Source organism: Halovalidus salilacus (genome assembly GCF_031852275.1).
Classification (GTDB): Archaea; Halobacteriota; Halobacteria; order Halobacteriales; family Natrialbaceae; genus Halovalidus; species Halovalidus salilacus.
Map to the genome: position 1 here is coordinate 2,646,215 of NZ_CP134700.1, position 15,130 is coordinate 2,661,344.

Annotated in this window: 15 protein-coding genes; 12 read left to right on the plus strand and 3 right to left on the minus strand. The window is 67.4% G+C overall.

Annotated elements, in window-relative coordinates; genetic code table 11:
• The first annotated feature begins 46 nt into the window (after positions 1 to 46).
• From tfe to RJT68_RS13090, 3 genes are read left to right on the plus strand one after another with little or no spacing between them, the layout of a single operon-like run.
• Entirely contained in the window at positions 47 to 571 is a 525-nt protein-coding gene (gene tfe / locus RJT68_RS13080) for a transcription factor E (protein ID WP_407036998.1), read from the plus strand.
• Complete coding sequence (locus RJT68_RS13085) at positions 571 to 1,245, plus strand: DUF2110 family protein (RefSeq protein ID WP_407036999.1); 675 nt, start codon at positions 571 to 573, stop codon at positions 1,243 to 1,245. Before tfe ends, RJT68_RS13085 begins: the two co-directional genes overlap by 1 nt.
• A gap of 40 nt (positions 1,246 to 1,285) precedes the next feature.
• Positions 1,286 to 2,065: a DUF5803 family protein gene (locus RJT68_RS13090; protein ID WP_407037000.1), complete on the plus strand. Its 780-nt coding sequence runs from the start codon at positions 1,286 to 1,288 to the stop codon at positions 2,063 to 2,065.
• A 68-nt stretch (positions 2,066 to 2,133) separates the two neighbouring features.
• Here RJT68_RS13090 and RJT68_RS13095 read toward each other — a convergent pair whose 3' ends face one another.
• Positions 2,134 to 2,601 carry a chemotaxis protein CheW gene (locus RJT68_RS13095; RefSeq protein WP_407037001.1) on the minus strand — a complete coding sequence of 156 codons (468 nt, stop codon included), beginning with the start codon at positions 2,599 to 2,601 and terminating at the stop codon, positions 2,134 to 2,136.
• Between the two features lie 162 nt (positions 2,602 to 2,763).
• Between RJT68_RS13095 and RJT68_RS13100 the strand changes: the two genes are divergently transcribed.
• The 9 genes from RJT68_RS13100 (at position 2,764) to RJT68_RS13140 (ending at position 13,786) form a co-directional block, all read left to right on the plus strand.
• Entirely contained in the window at positions 2,764 to 3,570 is an 807-nt protein-coding gene (locus RJT68_RS13100) for a chemotaxis protein CheW (protein WP_407037002.1), read from the plus strand.
• Positions 3,571 to 3,740: 170 nt separating this feature from the next.
• Entirely contained in the window at positions 3,741 to 4,103 is a 363-nt protein-coding gene (gene cheY, locus RJT68_RS13105; RefSeq protein WP_407037003.1) for a chemotaxis protein CheY, read from the plus strand.
• Complete coding sequence (gene cheB, locus RJT68_RS13110; protein ID WP_407037004.1) at positions 4,100 to 5,266, plus strand: chemotaxis-specific protein-glutamate methyltransferase CheB; 1,167 nt, start codon at positions 4,100 to 4,102, stop codon at positions 5,264 to 5,266. Before cheY ends, cheB begins: the two co-directional genes overlap by 4 nt.
• On the plus strand, positions 5,259 to 9,122 hold the full coding sequence (locus tag RJT68_RS13115) for an ATP-binding protein (RefSeq protein ID WP_407037005.1): 3,864 nt from the start codon (positions 5,259 to 5,261) through the stop codon (positions 9,120 to 9,122). Before cheB ends, RJT68_RS13115 begins: the two co-directional genes overlap by 8 nt.
• Before the next feature lie 34 nt (positions 9,123 to 9,156).
• Complete coding sequence (locus tag RJT68_RS13120) at positions 9,157 to 9,762, plus strand: chemotaxis protein CheC (protein WP_407037006.1); 606 nt, start codon at positions 9,157 to 9,159, stop codon at positions 9,760 to 9,762.
• Positions 9,759 to 11,003: a chemotaxis protein CheC gene (locus RJT68_RS13125; protein ID WP_407037007.1), complete on the plus strand. Its 1,245-nt coding sequence runs from the start codon at positions 9,759 to 9,761 to the stop codon at positions 11,001 to 11,003. Before RJT68_RS13120 ends, RJT68_RS13125 begins: the two co-directional genes overlap by 4 nt.
• The gene (locus RJT68_RS13130; protein ID WP_407037008.1) at positions 11,000 to 11,515 is read left to right on the plus strand and encodes a chemotaxis protein CheD; all 516 of its coding nucleotides are present in this window, start codon (positions 11,000 to 11,002) and stop codon (positions 11,513 to 11,515) included. The genes RJT68_RS13125 and RJT68_RS13130 overlap by 4 nt, the downstream gene beginning before the upstream one ends.
• Positions 11,512 to 12,360, plus strand: a complete 849-nt coding sequence (locus RJT68_RS13135; RefSeq protein WP_407037009.1) for a CheR family methyltransferase — start codon at positions 11,512 to 11,514, stop codon at positions 12,358 to 12,360. Before RJT68_RS13130 ends, RJT68_RS13135 begins: the two co-directional genes overlap by 4 nt.
• 163 nt (positions 12,361 to 12,523) lie before the next feature.
• On the plus strand, positions 12,524 to 13,786 hold the full coding sequence (locus tag RJT68_RS13140) for a hypothetical protein (RefSeq protein ID WP_407037010.1): 1,263 nt from the start codon (positions 12,524 to 12,526) through the stop codon (positions 13,784 to 13,786).
• A 45-nt stretch (positions 13,787 to 13,831) separates the two neighbouring features.
• Here the strand turns inward: RJT68_RS13140 and RJT68_RS13145 are convergent, their stop codons facing one another.
• Together RJT68_RS13145 and RJT68_RS13150 are read right to left on the minus strand one after the other, a co-directional pair.
• Positions 13,832 to 14,632, minus strand: a complete 801-nt coding sequence (locus tag RJT68_RS13145; protein WP_407037011.1) for a DUF7289 family protein — start codon at positions 14,630 to 14,632, stop codon at positions 13,832 to 13,834.
• Positions 14,632 to 15,123, minus strand: coding sequence for a DUF7266 family protein (locus tag RJT68_RS13150; protein WP_407037012.1), 492 nt, complete (start codon positions 15,121 to 15,123; stop codon positions 14,632 to 14,634). Before RJT68_RS13150 ends, RJT68_RS13145 begins: the two co-directional genes overlap by 1 nt.
• Positions 15,124 to 15,130 lie beyond the last annotated feature (7 nt).

Genomic DNA, 15,130 nt, shown 5'->3' on the forward strand with positions numbered 1-15,130 from the left:
GTCTCCCTCAAAAGACTTAATGGCGCTATGGGGTAACAGGTACGTAATGGCTTTTGAGGACCTGCTCGAGGATCCGGTCATCCAGAAGTACTTGCACGAGCTGGTCGGTCCGAAGGGGATGCCCGTCGCGGCGGCGCCGCCGGACGGGGAAGTGACCGACGAGGAACTGGCCGAGGAGCTCGACCTCGAGTTGAACGACGTTCGCCGGGCGCTGTTTATCCTCTACGAAAACGATCTCGCCACCTACCGGCGGCTCCGCGACGAGGACTCCGGCTGGCTCACCTACCTCTGGACCTTCGAGTACGACAACATCCCGGAGAACTTAGAGGAGGAGATGTACCGGCTCCACGACGCCCTGGAAGAGCGCCAGGAGTACGAGCGAAACCACGAGTTCTACCTCTGTGAGATCTGCTCGATCCGCTTCGAGTTCGGCGAGGCGATGGACTTCGGCTTCGAGTGTCCGGAGTGCGGCTCGCCGATGGAGGCGATGGACAACGACCGCCTCGTCGACTCGATGGACGAGCGAATCGCGGAACTCGAGGACGAACTCAACCTCGACGCGGAGGTCTGATGGTCGTACTCGCGACGAAGCTCTACGTCGACGGGGACGCCCGCGACCGGGCGCTCGACTCGCTGCGCTCGCTCGTCGACAACGAGATCGGCGAACTCGACGTCGAGTACGACCTCGGCGTGCGCCACGACGACTTCCCCTCGGTGACGATCGAAGGCGAGGACGCCGTCGTCGCCCGCAACGTCCTCCGGGAGCAGTGGGGCGAGATCGTCCCCGACCTCGCGCCCGGCGAGACCTCCGTCGGCACGCTCGAGTCGTGGGACGACGAGGGGTTCGTCCTCGACGCCGGCCAGCCGGTTCGGATTCCGGCGGGCGAACTCGGCCTCGGGCCCGGCACCCCGGCGCAGGTCCGCGAGCGGTTCGGCCTCGTTCAGCACCTGCCGCTCGAGTTCGTCTACGGCGGCGACGACGAACCGAGTCGCCTCTCCGACGACGAGCGCGACCGCCTCTACGAGTGGACCCGCGGGAACGGGCGACTGAACGTCAACAGCGCGACGCGTGCGGAGGTGCGCGCCACGCTCAATCGGGCGGGCCACGCCCAGGATTACGTGACGATCGAACGCCTCGGCCTGCTCGAGCAGAGCGTGATCTGCACGGAGGACACCGATCCGCCGGGGCTGCTGGCGAGCGTCGGCGGCTACCTCCCCTCCGAACTGCGCTGCGTGGTCCCCTGACCGTGACGGTGACAGAGACGACGACGGTGACAGGAACGCCATGACCCCGAATCGACGCCTCGTTTTCGCGGCGCTCGCGGTCGCCCTCCTCACCACGACCGCCGGCTGCTCGGCCGTCTTCGGCGGCATCTCCGACGAACAACTCGACCGCGAGGAGGACTACGACGACCTCAGGGAGCGCGACGCCGACGTCGCCGTCGACGTCGAGGGCGCGAGCCTCGTGGGCGGCGGCGAGTTCCGTGCAGTCTACCACCTCGACGGGACGAAGGAACTCGAGTTGTACCGCTCGTCGCTGGTGCGGGAGGAAGCGCTCGACGTTCACAGCGTCCGCTACTGGTACCCGAACGGGACGGAACTGACGGGCTCCGAACTCGAGGTCGACCAGGGCCGATCCGCGACGACCGTCCGCGTCCCCGACGAGAACGGGACGCTCGCGTTCTCCAGCGAATCCGGGGGCAAATCGTTCCACCTCCCGGCGTTCGTCGGGGGGTCCTACGAGGTGACGCTCCCCGACGATCACCGGACCGGAAACTTCCTGTTCGGCGACGTCTCTCCGGACGGGTACGATCGGGAGATCGTCGGCGACACCGAGCACCTCACCTGGGACGAGATCGACGACGGGGCCTCGATCTCGATCAGGTACTACCTCGCGCGGGACGTCCCGCTGTTCCTCGGACTGATCGGCGTCGCCGTCTCCCTCGGCGGGATCGGCATCGCCTACTACTACCGCGAACTCAAGCGGCTCAAAGAACAGCGAGAGGAGTTCGGGATCGACGTCGACGCGAACGACGATCGGCGGAAGCGACCGCCCGGACTCTGATCGCCCTTCGACGCCCACGGCCGACGGTCGCGCTCGATCGGGCGGAGCGGCGCCCGATCAGCCCCAGTTCAGTCCCCGGTCTCCTCGCCGCCGTTGAGCGCCAGATCGTCGAGCCAGACGCACTCGAGATCGGCGATCTCCACCCGTCCGGCGATGGCCTCGGTCTCGACGGCCGGTGCGCGCAGGTCGCCTATCCGGACCGTCGCCGTGCCGTCGACCTCGTCGACGAGCCACCCGACGTGGGTCTCATCGGCGTCGGTGGTTGTGAACACGAGCAGTTTCGGCTCCGCGACGCGCTCGACGGTGTGGGCCGACGCGCCGAACACCCGCGGAAGGTCGACGACTCGGACCCGCTCGCCCGCGATCGAAACCGTCCCCGCGTTCCACGGATCCTCGGCGTCGGAGAGCGCGTCGTCGCCCGCGACGCCGAGGACGGAGGCGACTCGCTCCGATTCGACGCAGTACCACCCGCCCTCGAGTTCGAACGTGAGCACCGTCGCAACCCGGTCGGCGTTTCGATCCGTGACCGCAGTCATTCCGATACCGGGGAAGGAAGTCCGTGTTGTAGGTCTTTCGAGACGCGCACGATCCGGGTCGCGCGGTGTGCGGTGATCGGGTCGTCCCCGTTCGTCGAAACTCTGCCGGAGGCAGACCGGAGTCAACGTTTTATCGCTGGGGTATGATTGACGAACGAGAACATGGCCTCGGACCTCCCAGAAAAACTACTCGGCATCACGATCGACGACCCGGACGATCGGGACCCCCGCGACGCCGGCGACGACGAGGTCGAGACGCTCGAGCGATTTGTCGTGCTCGGAATCGGTTCGCTCCGTCTCGCCTTCCCCGTCGACGACGTGCGGACGGTCACCGACGTCCCCGACGAACTGGCGCGGGTTCCCCGCGCGCCCCCGGCGATCGAGGGCGTGGCCGACCTCCGGGGGGAGATCACCGCGGTGATCGATCCGCGGGTCCACTTCCCCGACGCCGAGGACGGGGCCGAACTGAACCAGTTGGCCGTCTTCGACCACCCCGCAGACCAGCAATCCGCGGCGATCCGCGTCGACGAGGTTTACGGGGTCGAAACGGTCCCCGAACGCGACGTTCTCGGCCGTGAGGACGTCGAGGGGAGCGACGTCGACGGAAACGCGCTCGAGCACCCGCTCGTCACCGGCCTCATCGCGCGCGAGCGAGAACGAACCCCGGATCGGAGTCCGGTGGCGGTCGGGACCGCGGGTGCGGAACGGACGGGGGAGAACGCCGACGGCGTATCGGCGACCGAGGCCGGTACACGGCTCGGCGGGGTCGAGCGGGGAACCGGTCGCTCGAGGCTCGGCCTCGGCGACGCGAACACCGACCGAACGGGCGAGGTGTTCGAACTCGACCTCTCGGAGGAGTCCGACGACGCGGGGGAGCCCCGGCGGGACGAACCCCGGGAGGTACTCGTCGAGGTCACGCCGGTCGTCGACGTCGAACGGTTACTGCTCGCCTCGGGACACCTCGGGTAGTCGGTCTCGACGGGGGCGGACCCGTTCGCCGACGTCAATTCTCACCGACGCGGGTTCTCACGACGGACGGTCGCCGTACAATCAACCGGTAGCCAACGTTTATCACGTGTGATAATCGGGAGACAGCATTTATGGTAGTCGTATTGCTATCACTGGCTGGTGTACAACGAATGACGACAGGGGTTCTTATCGTCGACGACTCTCATTTTATGCGGAACTTACTGCGACAAATATTAGAGCAGGATTACCGCATCGTCGGAGAGGCGTCGAACGGGGCCGAGGCGGTCAAATTGTACAAAGAACAGAAACCCGACATCGTCATGATGGACATCGTGATGCCCAAGTGCAACGGGATCAAGGCCACGGCGGCGATCAAGAAGCTCGATCCCAACTCACGAGTGATCATGTGTACGAGCGTCGGACAGCGCGAGAAGATGAAACTGGCGGTGAAAGCCGGCGCCGACGGGTACGTCACGAAGCCGTTCGAGGAGCCGAGCGTCCGGAAGGCCATCGCAGACGTCGTCGCGGCATGACGCGAGTACTCGTTGTCGACGACTCGCAGTTTATGCGATCAGTCGTCGGCAACGCGCTGACCCGGGCCGGCTACGACGTCGACGTCGCAGCCGACGGACGCGAGGCCATCGAACGCGTCCGGGCGTCGGATCCAGACGTCATCACGATGGACGTGAAGATGCCCGAACTCGACGGGATCGAGGCGGTCGAGCGGATCATGCGAACGAAGCCGACTCCGATTCTGATGCTCAGCGCCTACACGACCGACGGCGCGGAGGCCACGCTCGACGCCTTAGAGCGGGGTGCCGCCGACGTCCTCCAGAAACCGGACGGATCGGGGTCGCAGAACATCGGCCACCTGACGGAGGCCGTCGTCCGGAAAGTGGACGACCTCGCGAACGCGGACGTCTCCTCGCTCGCGCTCGCCCGGGCGGCCGCGGCGGTCCACTCGACGGGGGCGAACCGAGCGGGTGCGCGGCGACCTGTCGCGGTCGCCGGCGCCGCGGACGCCGCTCGCGAGGATTCCCCCGAGGCCGATCGGTCGACGGAACCCGCCGAACCGATCCGCCTCGAGGGGGACCTCACCACCCGACCGACGATCGTCCTGGGTGCCTCGACCGGCGGTCCGAAGATCGTCGAGCGGATCCTAGCGAAATTGCCCGCGGCCCTCGAGGCGACGGTGTTCGTCGTCCAGCACATGCCCGAGGAGTTCACCCAACGGTTCGCCGACCGGCTCGACTCGATCGGCGAGTACGACGTTCGGGAAGCCCGGGACGGCGACACCGTCGGCCCCGGACGGGCCGCCGTCGCCCCCGGCGGGCGTCACCTCGAGATCGCCGGCGCCGGCCCGGACGGCGGACTCGCGGTTCGACTCGACGACGGGGAGCGGCGCCACGGCGTCCGACCGGCCATCGACGTCACGATGGAGTCGGCCGCCGAGTGCGTCGACGAGGGGCTCTGCGGCGTCGCCCTCACCGGAATGGGCCGCGACGGCGCGGCCGGAATCGAAGCGATCGCCGGCGCGGGCGGGCGAACGATCGCCCAGGACGAGGAGACGAGTCCGGTCTTCGGCATCCCCTGTCGGGCGATCGAGACGGGGTGCGTCGACGAAGTCGTCCCCGCCGAATCGATCGCGCGGGCGATCGTCGACGCGTTCACGACGGACGGTGAGACCGATGAGTGACGACGAACACCACGACTACGACTACTGGACGGAGTTCGTTCAGGACAGCCGCGCGGACATCACGGCGCTGAACAACGCGTTGCTCGCCCTCGAGCGAACGCCCGAAGACGCGGAGCTGATGGACGAGATCTTCCGGATCGCCCACACCCTCAAGGGGAACGCCGGATCGGTCGGACTCGCGGAGGCGAGCGACCTCGCCCACGCGATCGAGGACCTCCTCGACGCGGTCCGGTCGGGGACCCTCCCGGTCACCCCCGAGGTGATGGACGTCGTCTTCGACGCCGTCGACGAACTCGAGGGGATGGTCGAGGATGTCGCCCGCGACGGCGAGATTCGCACCGATCCCTCGGCGACGATCGACCGCCTCAGGGGGAAGATCGCCGAGGCGAGGAACGCGCCGCCGATCTCCCCGCCGACCGACGAGGAGATCGACGCCGTCCTCGAGCGGTTCGACCCGCCGGCGGACGAGCGCCACGACGCCTACTTCGTCCGGCTCTCGATCAACGAGAGCGACCTCGAGGAGGTCCTGGAGGGGGGCGCGAGCGAATCCACCGACGGTCACCTCGTCGTCGAGGCGCTGATCGACGCGTTCGACCTCGTCGGTTGTACGCCCTCGAAACGAAAGATCCGGGACGGCGACTACGACGGCCGCTTCGACGCCGTCTTCGCGACCGCCGTCGGCGAGACGGCGATCGCCGCCGCCCTCGAGCCTGTGGAGGCCGTCGCCGATTTCGAGATCGTCGACGTCACCGAACGGTTCGGCGCCGTCGCCGCCACCGGCGATTCCGGCTCCGAGATCGATCTCGGTGCCGACGATCCGAAGGCGGACCTCTCGCCCCACGACGCACAGGAGCTGTCCGTCGACGAACTCCTGGACGAGTTCGACGAGTTCGACGATCTGGACGAGATGGTCGAAGAGGTCGAGAACGACGACGACCTCGAGGCGTTCGACCGAATGGGCGACGCCGGCTCGTTCGACGACCTCTTCGAGGAGGCGGGCGTCGACTTCGCGGACGACGCGGACGACGGGGCGGCGTCCAACGCGGGCCCTGGCGCCGAAGCCGCGGCCGAATCCGCCGACTCGAGTGCCGAGGACGCGACCGACGCCGACGACGCGGGCGACGACGTGGAGGACGCCAGCGCGGTCTTCGAGGAGCTCAAGGAGGAAGTCGAGATGGTCGGCTTCGACGAGCTGCAGGAGGAACTCGAGGAACTCGAGTTCGACGAGTTCGACGCCGACGACGAGGTCGGGATGGACGAACTGCTCGGCGACGAGTTCGACGCCGACGACGAGGCGTTTCTCGACGTCGACGCCGACCCCGAAGCCGGGATCGAAATCGGCGCAGGCGGGGAGTCCGGAACCGACGCAGTCCCCGCCGACGATGTCACCGCCGATGACGACGAGAGCACCTCCGGCGATGCCGAGGGCGAACGCGGTGACGAAGAACCCCTGGAACCGACCGCCGCGACGGACGCTGCGGACGAGCCCCTCGAGTCCGAGCCTGACGAGCGGTCGATAGCGGACGACTCGTCGCCGGAGGACGTCGATGAAGCGGGGGACGACGTCGACGACGTCGAACACTTCTCGTTTACCGACGCCGAGGCCGAACCGGACGCCGCGTCGGAAGCGAGCGCCGACGACGACCCGGTCGGGGCAGCGGGCAACGCCGCGGACGACACCGATGTACTGGCTGCGCTCGAGGACGCCGACGTCGGGGACACCGAAGCTGGCGATCCCTGGGAGGTCGATCGATCGGCCGAGTCGGACGCAGATGGGTCCGATGCCCCCGACGAAGACGCGGTCGGAGATGACGTCGTGGAGACGACGAGCGAAGCCGAACCCGTCGAAGACGAAGTCCGCACACCCGCACCGGACGAGTCCGGGTCGAACCTCGAAGCCGAACCTCACCTCGAAGCCGAGTCGAAGCCCGATTCCGCCGCTGCCCTCGAGACCGAGGCTTCCGACGAATCGGCGGACACCGAGGTCGAGGACCCCGACGACCTGACGGACGACGGGGCCGAGGACGCTGACAGCCCGTTTGACGACGGGACCGAGGACACCGATTCGAAAGTCGCGTCACCCGAGGGCGAAGACGACGAAGCGGCGACGTCGATCGCGACCGACGACGGCGAGTTCGACGCCACCGACGTCGACGACTCGTTCGCGCCCGCAGCGGACGCGGACGGATTCGACGACGACGTCGAATTCGACGATTCCTTCGACGCCGGCGCGACCGACTTCGACGCCGCGGCCGCGTTCGAGGACGATACCGAGTTCGACGACGAGGAATTCAACGCGGCCGATTACGACGATGAGGAATTCGACGCGACCGAGTACGACGACGGATTCGGGGACGACGAGTTCGCCGACGACGGGTTCGAAGACGAGTCCGTGGACGGGCCGGACGACGAGTTCGAGGCGGACGCCGATGACGGCCTCGAGGACGCCGTATTCGACGCCGTCGATGCGGCGTTCGACGCGTCGCCGGACGTCGCCGACGTCGACGCCGCCGGCGGAGACGCGGCGGACGGAGACCGCGACGCCGACGCGGCGGACTCCTTCGGCGACGACTCCGTCCTCGATCGGGAGGACGACGGCGACGACGATGTCGTCCGAATCGTCGACGAACCCGATCTCGAGATCCCGGACGTCACGGTCCCCGAGACCCGCGACCGGGCGACGACCGACGACGGCGTCGAGGGGCGCCAGTCCGTCCGCGTCGACGTCGAACAGGTGGACTCGCTGCTGCGCCTCGTCGAGGGGCTCGTCACCACGCGCGTGCGACTCCGCCACGCGGCGGAGGAGCTCGGGGTGGCCGAGACGCTCGACCGCGAACTCGACGACCTCGAGGAGCTGACCACCGGCCTCCAGGAGACGGTGATGGACGTCCGACTGGTGCCCCTCGAGACGGTCGCGAACCGGCTTCCGCGCGTCGTCCGTGACATCGCTCGAGAGCAGGACAAGGAGGTCGAGTTCGAGCTCACCGGCGAGGGGGTCGAACTCGACCGCGGGATCCTCGATCGGATCAGGGATCCGCTGATCCACCTCGTTCGAAACGCGGTCGACCACGGCATCGAACCGCCGGCCGAACGCGAGGCGGCGGACAAACCCCGCGAGGGAACCGTCGAGGTGCACGCCGACCGCGAGCGCGACCGCGTCACGATCACGGTCGAGGACGACGGAAGCGGCATCGACCCCGACGACCTCAGGGACGCGGCGGTCGACGCCGACCTGCTCTCGCGGGAGGACGCCGACGCCCTCCACGACGAGGAGACGTACGACCTGATCTTCCACCCTGGCCTCTCCACGGCCGAGGAGGTGACCGACGTCAGCGGCCGCGGCGTCGGGATGGACGTCGTCGAGCGAACGATCGAAGAACTGGACGGCACGCTCCACGTCGAGAGCGAGCCGGGCGAAGGGACGACGATGACGATGGAGTTGCCGGTGACGGTCGCGATCGCCGAAGTGCTGTTCGTCGAGTGCGGCGGCGAGGAGTTCGGCGTCCCCCTCAAGGCCGTCCAGGACATCGACTCTCTGGACGCGCTCGAGACGGTCGACGGCGAGGAGGTACTCGTCGTCGACGGCGCCGAGTATCCGGTCCTCTCGCTCGACGACGCGCTCGAGACGCCGCGAGCCGGCGTGCGGGCCGACGGCGACGACGAGGAAGCGGGGATGATCGTGCGCATACGCGACGACGTCCGTCCGATCGCCCTGCGCTGTGACTACGTCAGCGGCCAGCAGGAGGTCGTCGTCAAGCCGTTCGAAGGCTTCATGGGCGGCATCCCCGGCCTCAGCGGGGCGACGGTTCGCGGTCGGGGAGAAGTTGTAAATATCCTGGACGTGAGCACACTATGAACGGACGTACACACCCACGGAGGAAATAAATTCAATGACGATGATGGTCGACATTCGGAAGTTAGGTTTCATAAATCAAATGGCGAAGGTCGGGACGAACGGCGTCGCGGCCAACATGAGTAAACTCACGGGCGAGGACGCGCGGATGGAGGTGACGAAGACCAACTTCATCGACATCGACGACATCCACTCTCAGCTCGACGAGGGAAAGCGGGTCGGCGTGCGCGTGCGGTTGTTGGATCCGCCCCACGGACACATCCTCATCCTCTTCCCGGAGGCGAGCGCGAAGAAGATCACGGCGATCATGCTCAAGGACGTCGTCGACGACATGAGCAACGTCTCCGGAAAGATGGCCCGCAGCGCCGTCGAGGAGATGGGGAACATGATGGCGAGCGGCTTCATCGACGGCTGGGCCGACGTCCTCGGTCGGGCCATCGACATCGCCGCCCCGCAACTGGTCTACGCACCCGCCGGCGACATCGTCGTCCGGACCGCGGGGCTGGGCGGGGACGACCTCGCCCTCTTCTTCGACTCCGACCTCTCGGTGCCGAGCTACCAGATCGAAGCCGAAATCTACGCCTTCCCGGACTTAGAGGAGTTCGTCGAAATGGTCAACGGAATCGAAGTGCCCACCGCATGAAACTCGACGTCAACGCCCTCGGAACGTTCTACCGGATGGCGCGAGAAGGAGCGGGACTGGCCGCCGGCCGACTCAGCCACATGACCGGCGTCGAGACCCAGGTCGGCGTCACGAAGCTCAACTTCATGCGCGGCAAGGAGATCAGTCGTGACTTCGACGACGGCGTCGACAAGGTCGGCGTCCGGGTCAAACTCACCGGCGCGCTCGACGGGCACTCGGTCATCGTCTTCGATCGGGAGGCCGCGCTCTCCATCGTCGAAACGCTCGTCTCCGAATCCGACGCGGAGGAGTTCGACGAGATGAATCGCAGCGCCGTGACCGAAGTCGGCCACATCATGAACAGCGGATTCATCGACGGCTGGGCCGACGTCCTGGAGGCCGTCATCGACGTCTCCACACCCGAATTCGTCGAGGGGGTGACGGCCGAGCCCTTCTTCGGGGATATCGAAGAGACCCCCGGCGAGAACGATCTCGCCCTCCTGTTCCAGAGCCACATCGAGACGGTCGGCGCCGAGACCGGCTTCAGACACTACCTCTTCCCCAGGCAGCGGTCGATGGCCCGACTGCTCGAACGGCTTCGCACGAGCGACGGCATCGACTACGACAAACTCGACGGCTTCGACCGCATGGCCGAGCGCGGCGCCGAGGAGGTCGCCAAGACGGCGACGACGCTCACCGGCATCGAGACGAGCGTCGAGATCCGCCGGCTCAACTTCGTCTCGCTCGAGGCGATCCCCGAGCAGGTGGCCGAGGAGATGCTCGTCGGCGTCGCCTTCGAGTTCGACGGCACGCCCAGCGGCTACCTGCTCTTTCTCTTCGACGAGGAGTCCGCGCGCGAGATCGTCGACGCGATGGTTCCGATGGAGACCGACGTCGGCGACGAGGGCGGCTTCGGCGAGATGGGACAGAGCGCGATCATGGAGCTCGGGAACATCATGGCCAGCGGCTTCCTCGACGGCTGGGCGAACGTCCTCGACACGGCGATCGACCACTCGACGCCCGAGTTCATCCACGACCTGGGCGCCGCGGCGGTCGATCCCGTCATCATCCAGCTCGGGGAGAATCAGGACTTCGCGTTCGTCTTCGACACGCTGGTGATGGCCGACGGGAAGGAGTTCGACTGCGAGGTGTACGCGATCCCCGACGAGGACGACCTAGAGCGGGCGCTGAACGACCTCGACGTGGACCGAATCGAGGACGCGCCGACGACGGCGGAGTTCCAGGAAGTCGAGAACGCATGAAGACCTACGGAACGGAACCCGGAGTACCGACGCCGGTCCAGGTAGGCATCTCGGAACTGGCCGTGAGCGAGGGCGACGACACCCTCCGCTCGTACGGCCTCGGCTCGTGCCTGGCGATCGGCCTCTACGACCCCGACGCCGGGATCGGCGGCCTCGCACACATCATGCTGCCCGACGGCGACGCGGCGGACAACAGCGACGTGAAACCGGGCAAGTACGCCGACACGGCGATCCGCGCGCTGTTGCGCCGGATGGTCGAGCGCGGCGCCAACTACACCGCCGTCGAGGCGAAGATCGCCGGCGGCAGCGACATGTTCGAGTTCGAGAGCTTCGGCGACGGCGTCGGCAAGCGCAACGTCGCCGCCGCGAAGGAGGAACTCGAGAAACTCGGCGTCCCCCTGATCGCCGAGGACGTCGGCGGCACCCACGGTCGGACCGTCGAGTTCACGCCCGGAACAGGGACACTTATCGTGAAGACGGCCGACGAGGCGCACGGAGTGAAAGAGCTGTGACCGCCGCCCACGACCGAAACGCGACCCCCGACGCGGAATCGGACCCGTTTACCGCCCTCCTCGAGTACGTCGAAGCCGAACTCTCGTTCGCGACGAGCCACTACAACGACAGCTACCTCGACCGTCGAATCTCCTCGCGGATGCGACGAACGGGGATCGAGACCTACGAAGCGTACCTCGAGCACCTCAAGGACGACCCTGAGGAGGCCGACGCCCTCCTCGACTCGATGAGCATCAACGTCACCGGCTTTTTCCGCAACCCGGACGTCTGGGAGGGAATCAGGGAGGTGCTCCGGACGCTCTCGGCCGAGAACGACAGCGTCCACGTCTGGAGCGCCGCCTGCGCCGACGGGCGAGAACCCTACTCGCTCTCGATGCTCGCCCACGACGACCCAGGGATCGACGCTTCGGACGTCCACGTTCTCGGGACCGACATCAGCGAGGACGCCCTCGAAACCGCCCGCGAGGGGCAGTACGAGGAGTCCCGGACGGTCGACATCGGCGACCAACTCGCGTTCCTCGACGACTACGAGTCGTACGTCGACCGCGACGGCCACACGTACCGGGTCGCGGACGCCGTCAAGCGCAACGTGACGTTCGAGCGCCACGACCTCATCAACGGCGTGGCGAAGTCGGGGTTCGACCTCGTCGTCTGTCGCAACCTCTTCATCTACATCGACAACGAGTACAAGCGCTCGATGCTCGAGACGATCGCCGACTCGCTTGGCCCCGACGGGTTCCTCGTGATCGGGAAGGCGGAGACGATACCCGCGACGCTCAAGTCGGCCTTTTCCGTCCGCGACGCGCGCCTGCGGATCTACCGGCGCAACGAGGGCGGGGACTGAGCGGACTCCGGCCACCGTCGCCGGGGATCGAGAGCGCGTGCGCGTTGGCCGATCGCCGTTTGCGTTAGCGCCTCCCCCGCGATGATCCGCGACGGACCGCCGGATCGGTTCGGCCGGACGCGAAAGCGAGGCTTACAAGAACCGGCCGTGAGTAGCGATACCGATGACCGACCTCGACCTCCGCTCGTACGCGGCCCGAACGGGGGCGCTGGTCGAGGCGACGCCGCCGACGACGCGCGCGGAGACGACCGCCTGGCTCGTCGCCCCGTTCCTCGAAGCGCTCGGCTGGACCGTCCACGACGACTGCGAGGCCGACGCGGATCTCGACGGGACGACGTTCGATTACGTCTGTTCGATCGGCGACGTTCCCGCCCTGCTCGTCGCGACGGAGGCGTTCGCCGAGCCCCTCGAGCGAACTCGAGCCGAGGACCTCCTCGAGGCGATGGCCGGAACGGGAATCGACAGGGCGATCTACGCGAACGGGGAGGAGTTCCTCTTTCTCGCCGACCCGACCGGCGACGATCGACTGGCGTGCCACCGATCTGACCTCCCGGACCACGAGGAGACGATCGCCCGCTTCGCTCGGTCGGCTCTCCGACGACGCCTCGAGGGTCACTCGAGGGACCACGTAGCCCGCCGACTCGCCCTCGAGCGGGGGGCGCTCGCAGAGTCGATGACCGATCGGCTCGCGGCCGTCGCCGGCGACGCGCACGCGGAGGAACTCTCCGCCGCCGTCGATCGCTTCCTCCAGTCGCTCGTCGACGCCTTCGCCGAAGCCGACGCTGGCCCGGAGGCGACCGTGAACGAACACGCTCGAGCGGAGTCCGCCGAAGAACGACGATCGCTCTCGTACGCCGATTCCGACGTAGTGGGCGGGGCAGGCGCGGACGCCGAACGGGACGCGCCGGCGGAGGGCGACGACGGCCCTCGCGTCGATCCCGCGGCCGGGTCCGAGACCCCGAGTTCCAGGGGGGGCGAACGATCCGACGAGGACGACGTCTCGAGCGGAAACGAACGCGACGCCGGGACCGAAACCCGAGACGGGGACCGAGACGGGACCGACGAGGGCGAGTACGTCGTCCGGTTCTTCCGCGAGCGGGGGTCGATCGGCGCGATCGGTCACTCGAGTCCGCGGGGAGCGCTCGTCGGCGCGACGACGTTCCTGCTCGAGCGGGGGCTCGCCGGCGTCTCGCTCCCCTGGCCGGACGCGGAGGACGGTCGGATCGGGCCGACGGTCCTGAACGACTCGCCCCGTCGCGGGGACGGCTCGCCGATGACCGATCCGGTGCAACTTCCCAACGGCTGGTACCTCGAAGCCGCCGGCGACGCCGACGCGTGCGCGGCGCGCATCGAAGCGCTCGCGGCTCGAGCGGGAACGCGGCCGATGTTGACGGGCGACTGGGACTGGGAACGGGACGGGGAGTGAATAATCCGCGGACCGACCCTCGCAGTGGACGGAGGGGCGAATTATTCAGAAGTCGATCTCGATCCCGACCACGTTGACGGTGTACGCGTCGATATCTGTGAACTCGGCTTCGATCGTCCCATCGGTCTCATCGAACTCTGGTTCGGTCTCGGCTCCGGCGCGTTCGAGCGCGCGTACCCATCCGGTTTCGTAACCGGGCTCGGGGTGGATCGTGATCGTGACGTTCTCGTCGTCGAGGCTCGAGTCAGTGACGGCCACGCGCTCGTCGGTGTCCGTCGCCGTGAACCCCGTCATCTCGCCGCTCTGAAGCGAGCGTCCGTCGGACTCGATGGCGACCATCGAGACCACGAGCGTTCCCTCGTCCGTCTTCCGGATCGGCGGGACCTCGAGGACGGCGCTCCCCGAGTCGTCGCCCCTGAACAGGCCGCTTCCCTGGTAGGCGATCCAGTCGGAGCCGGTCCGATACTCGAAGGTGCCGAGGGTGACGTTGTCACCGTCGACGAATGACGCATTCTCGTCCTCGAAGATCGGGCCCTCAGACCCGGCCGTGACGTTCATCTGCGTGCTCTCATCGTCGACGACGACCGTCCCCTGTCGGAGCGAGAGTTCGCCGTGGCGCTGCCCCACGCCCGCGTGGCGGTGGATGTCGTCGAAGTTATCGCCGAGCGCCTCCATCGCCCGCTCGGCGTTTCGCAGCTGTTCGTTCTCCTGGTAGTCGTTCATCGACGAGAAGCCCACCGAGTAGAGCACCCCCACGGAGGTGATGATGATCGCGAAGACGAAGATGAACGCGAGCACCTCGGAGATCCCGCGCTCGTCGTTCCTAAAACCCATGTTCGAGATCATCAGCGATCAGCCTCGATCGAAATATTTCCACCCTCGTTTCTGATCACGAACGTTCCGCCGCGAACCGATTCGCCGGCCTCGAGCGTCGCCTCCGTCTTCACGGGTACGTGGACGACCGTCTCGGAGTCGTGGCCCTCGAGGCGGACGCAGTCGGTCGATCCGTCGAGAAGCGGCGCGTCCTCGCACGTTTCATTGTCCAAGAGCGTGATCGTGTACCCCGAGTTGGCGACCGAACGCGGGTGGGAAACCCGCATCGAGGCGGTGTCGTCCGAATCGTTCTCGAGTCTGTCCACCTGCGCAATTTCCGTTGCGACCCGCTCACCGACGGTCTCGAGCGACCCCTCCGCGCTCCGGTCGGTCTCCGTCTCGAGCATGGTGCTCCCGGCCATCATGAGCCCCGCGATGAGGATGGCGGTGATCCCCAGGGTGAGGACGTGCGTGACCGTGGGGGTCAACCCCCGCTCACGGCCGTCGTTTTCGCACCCCGTCAAACGCAGC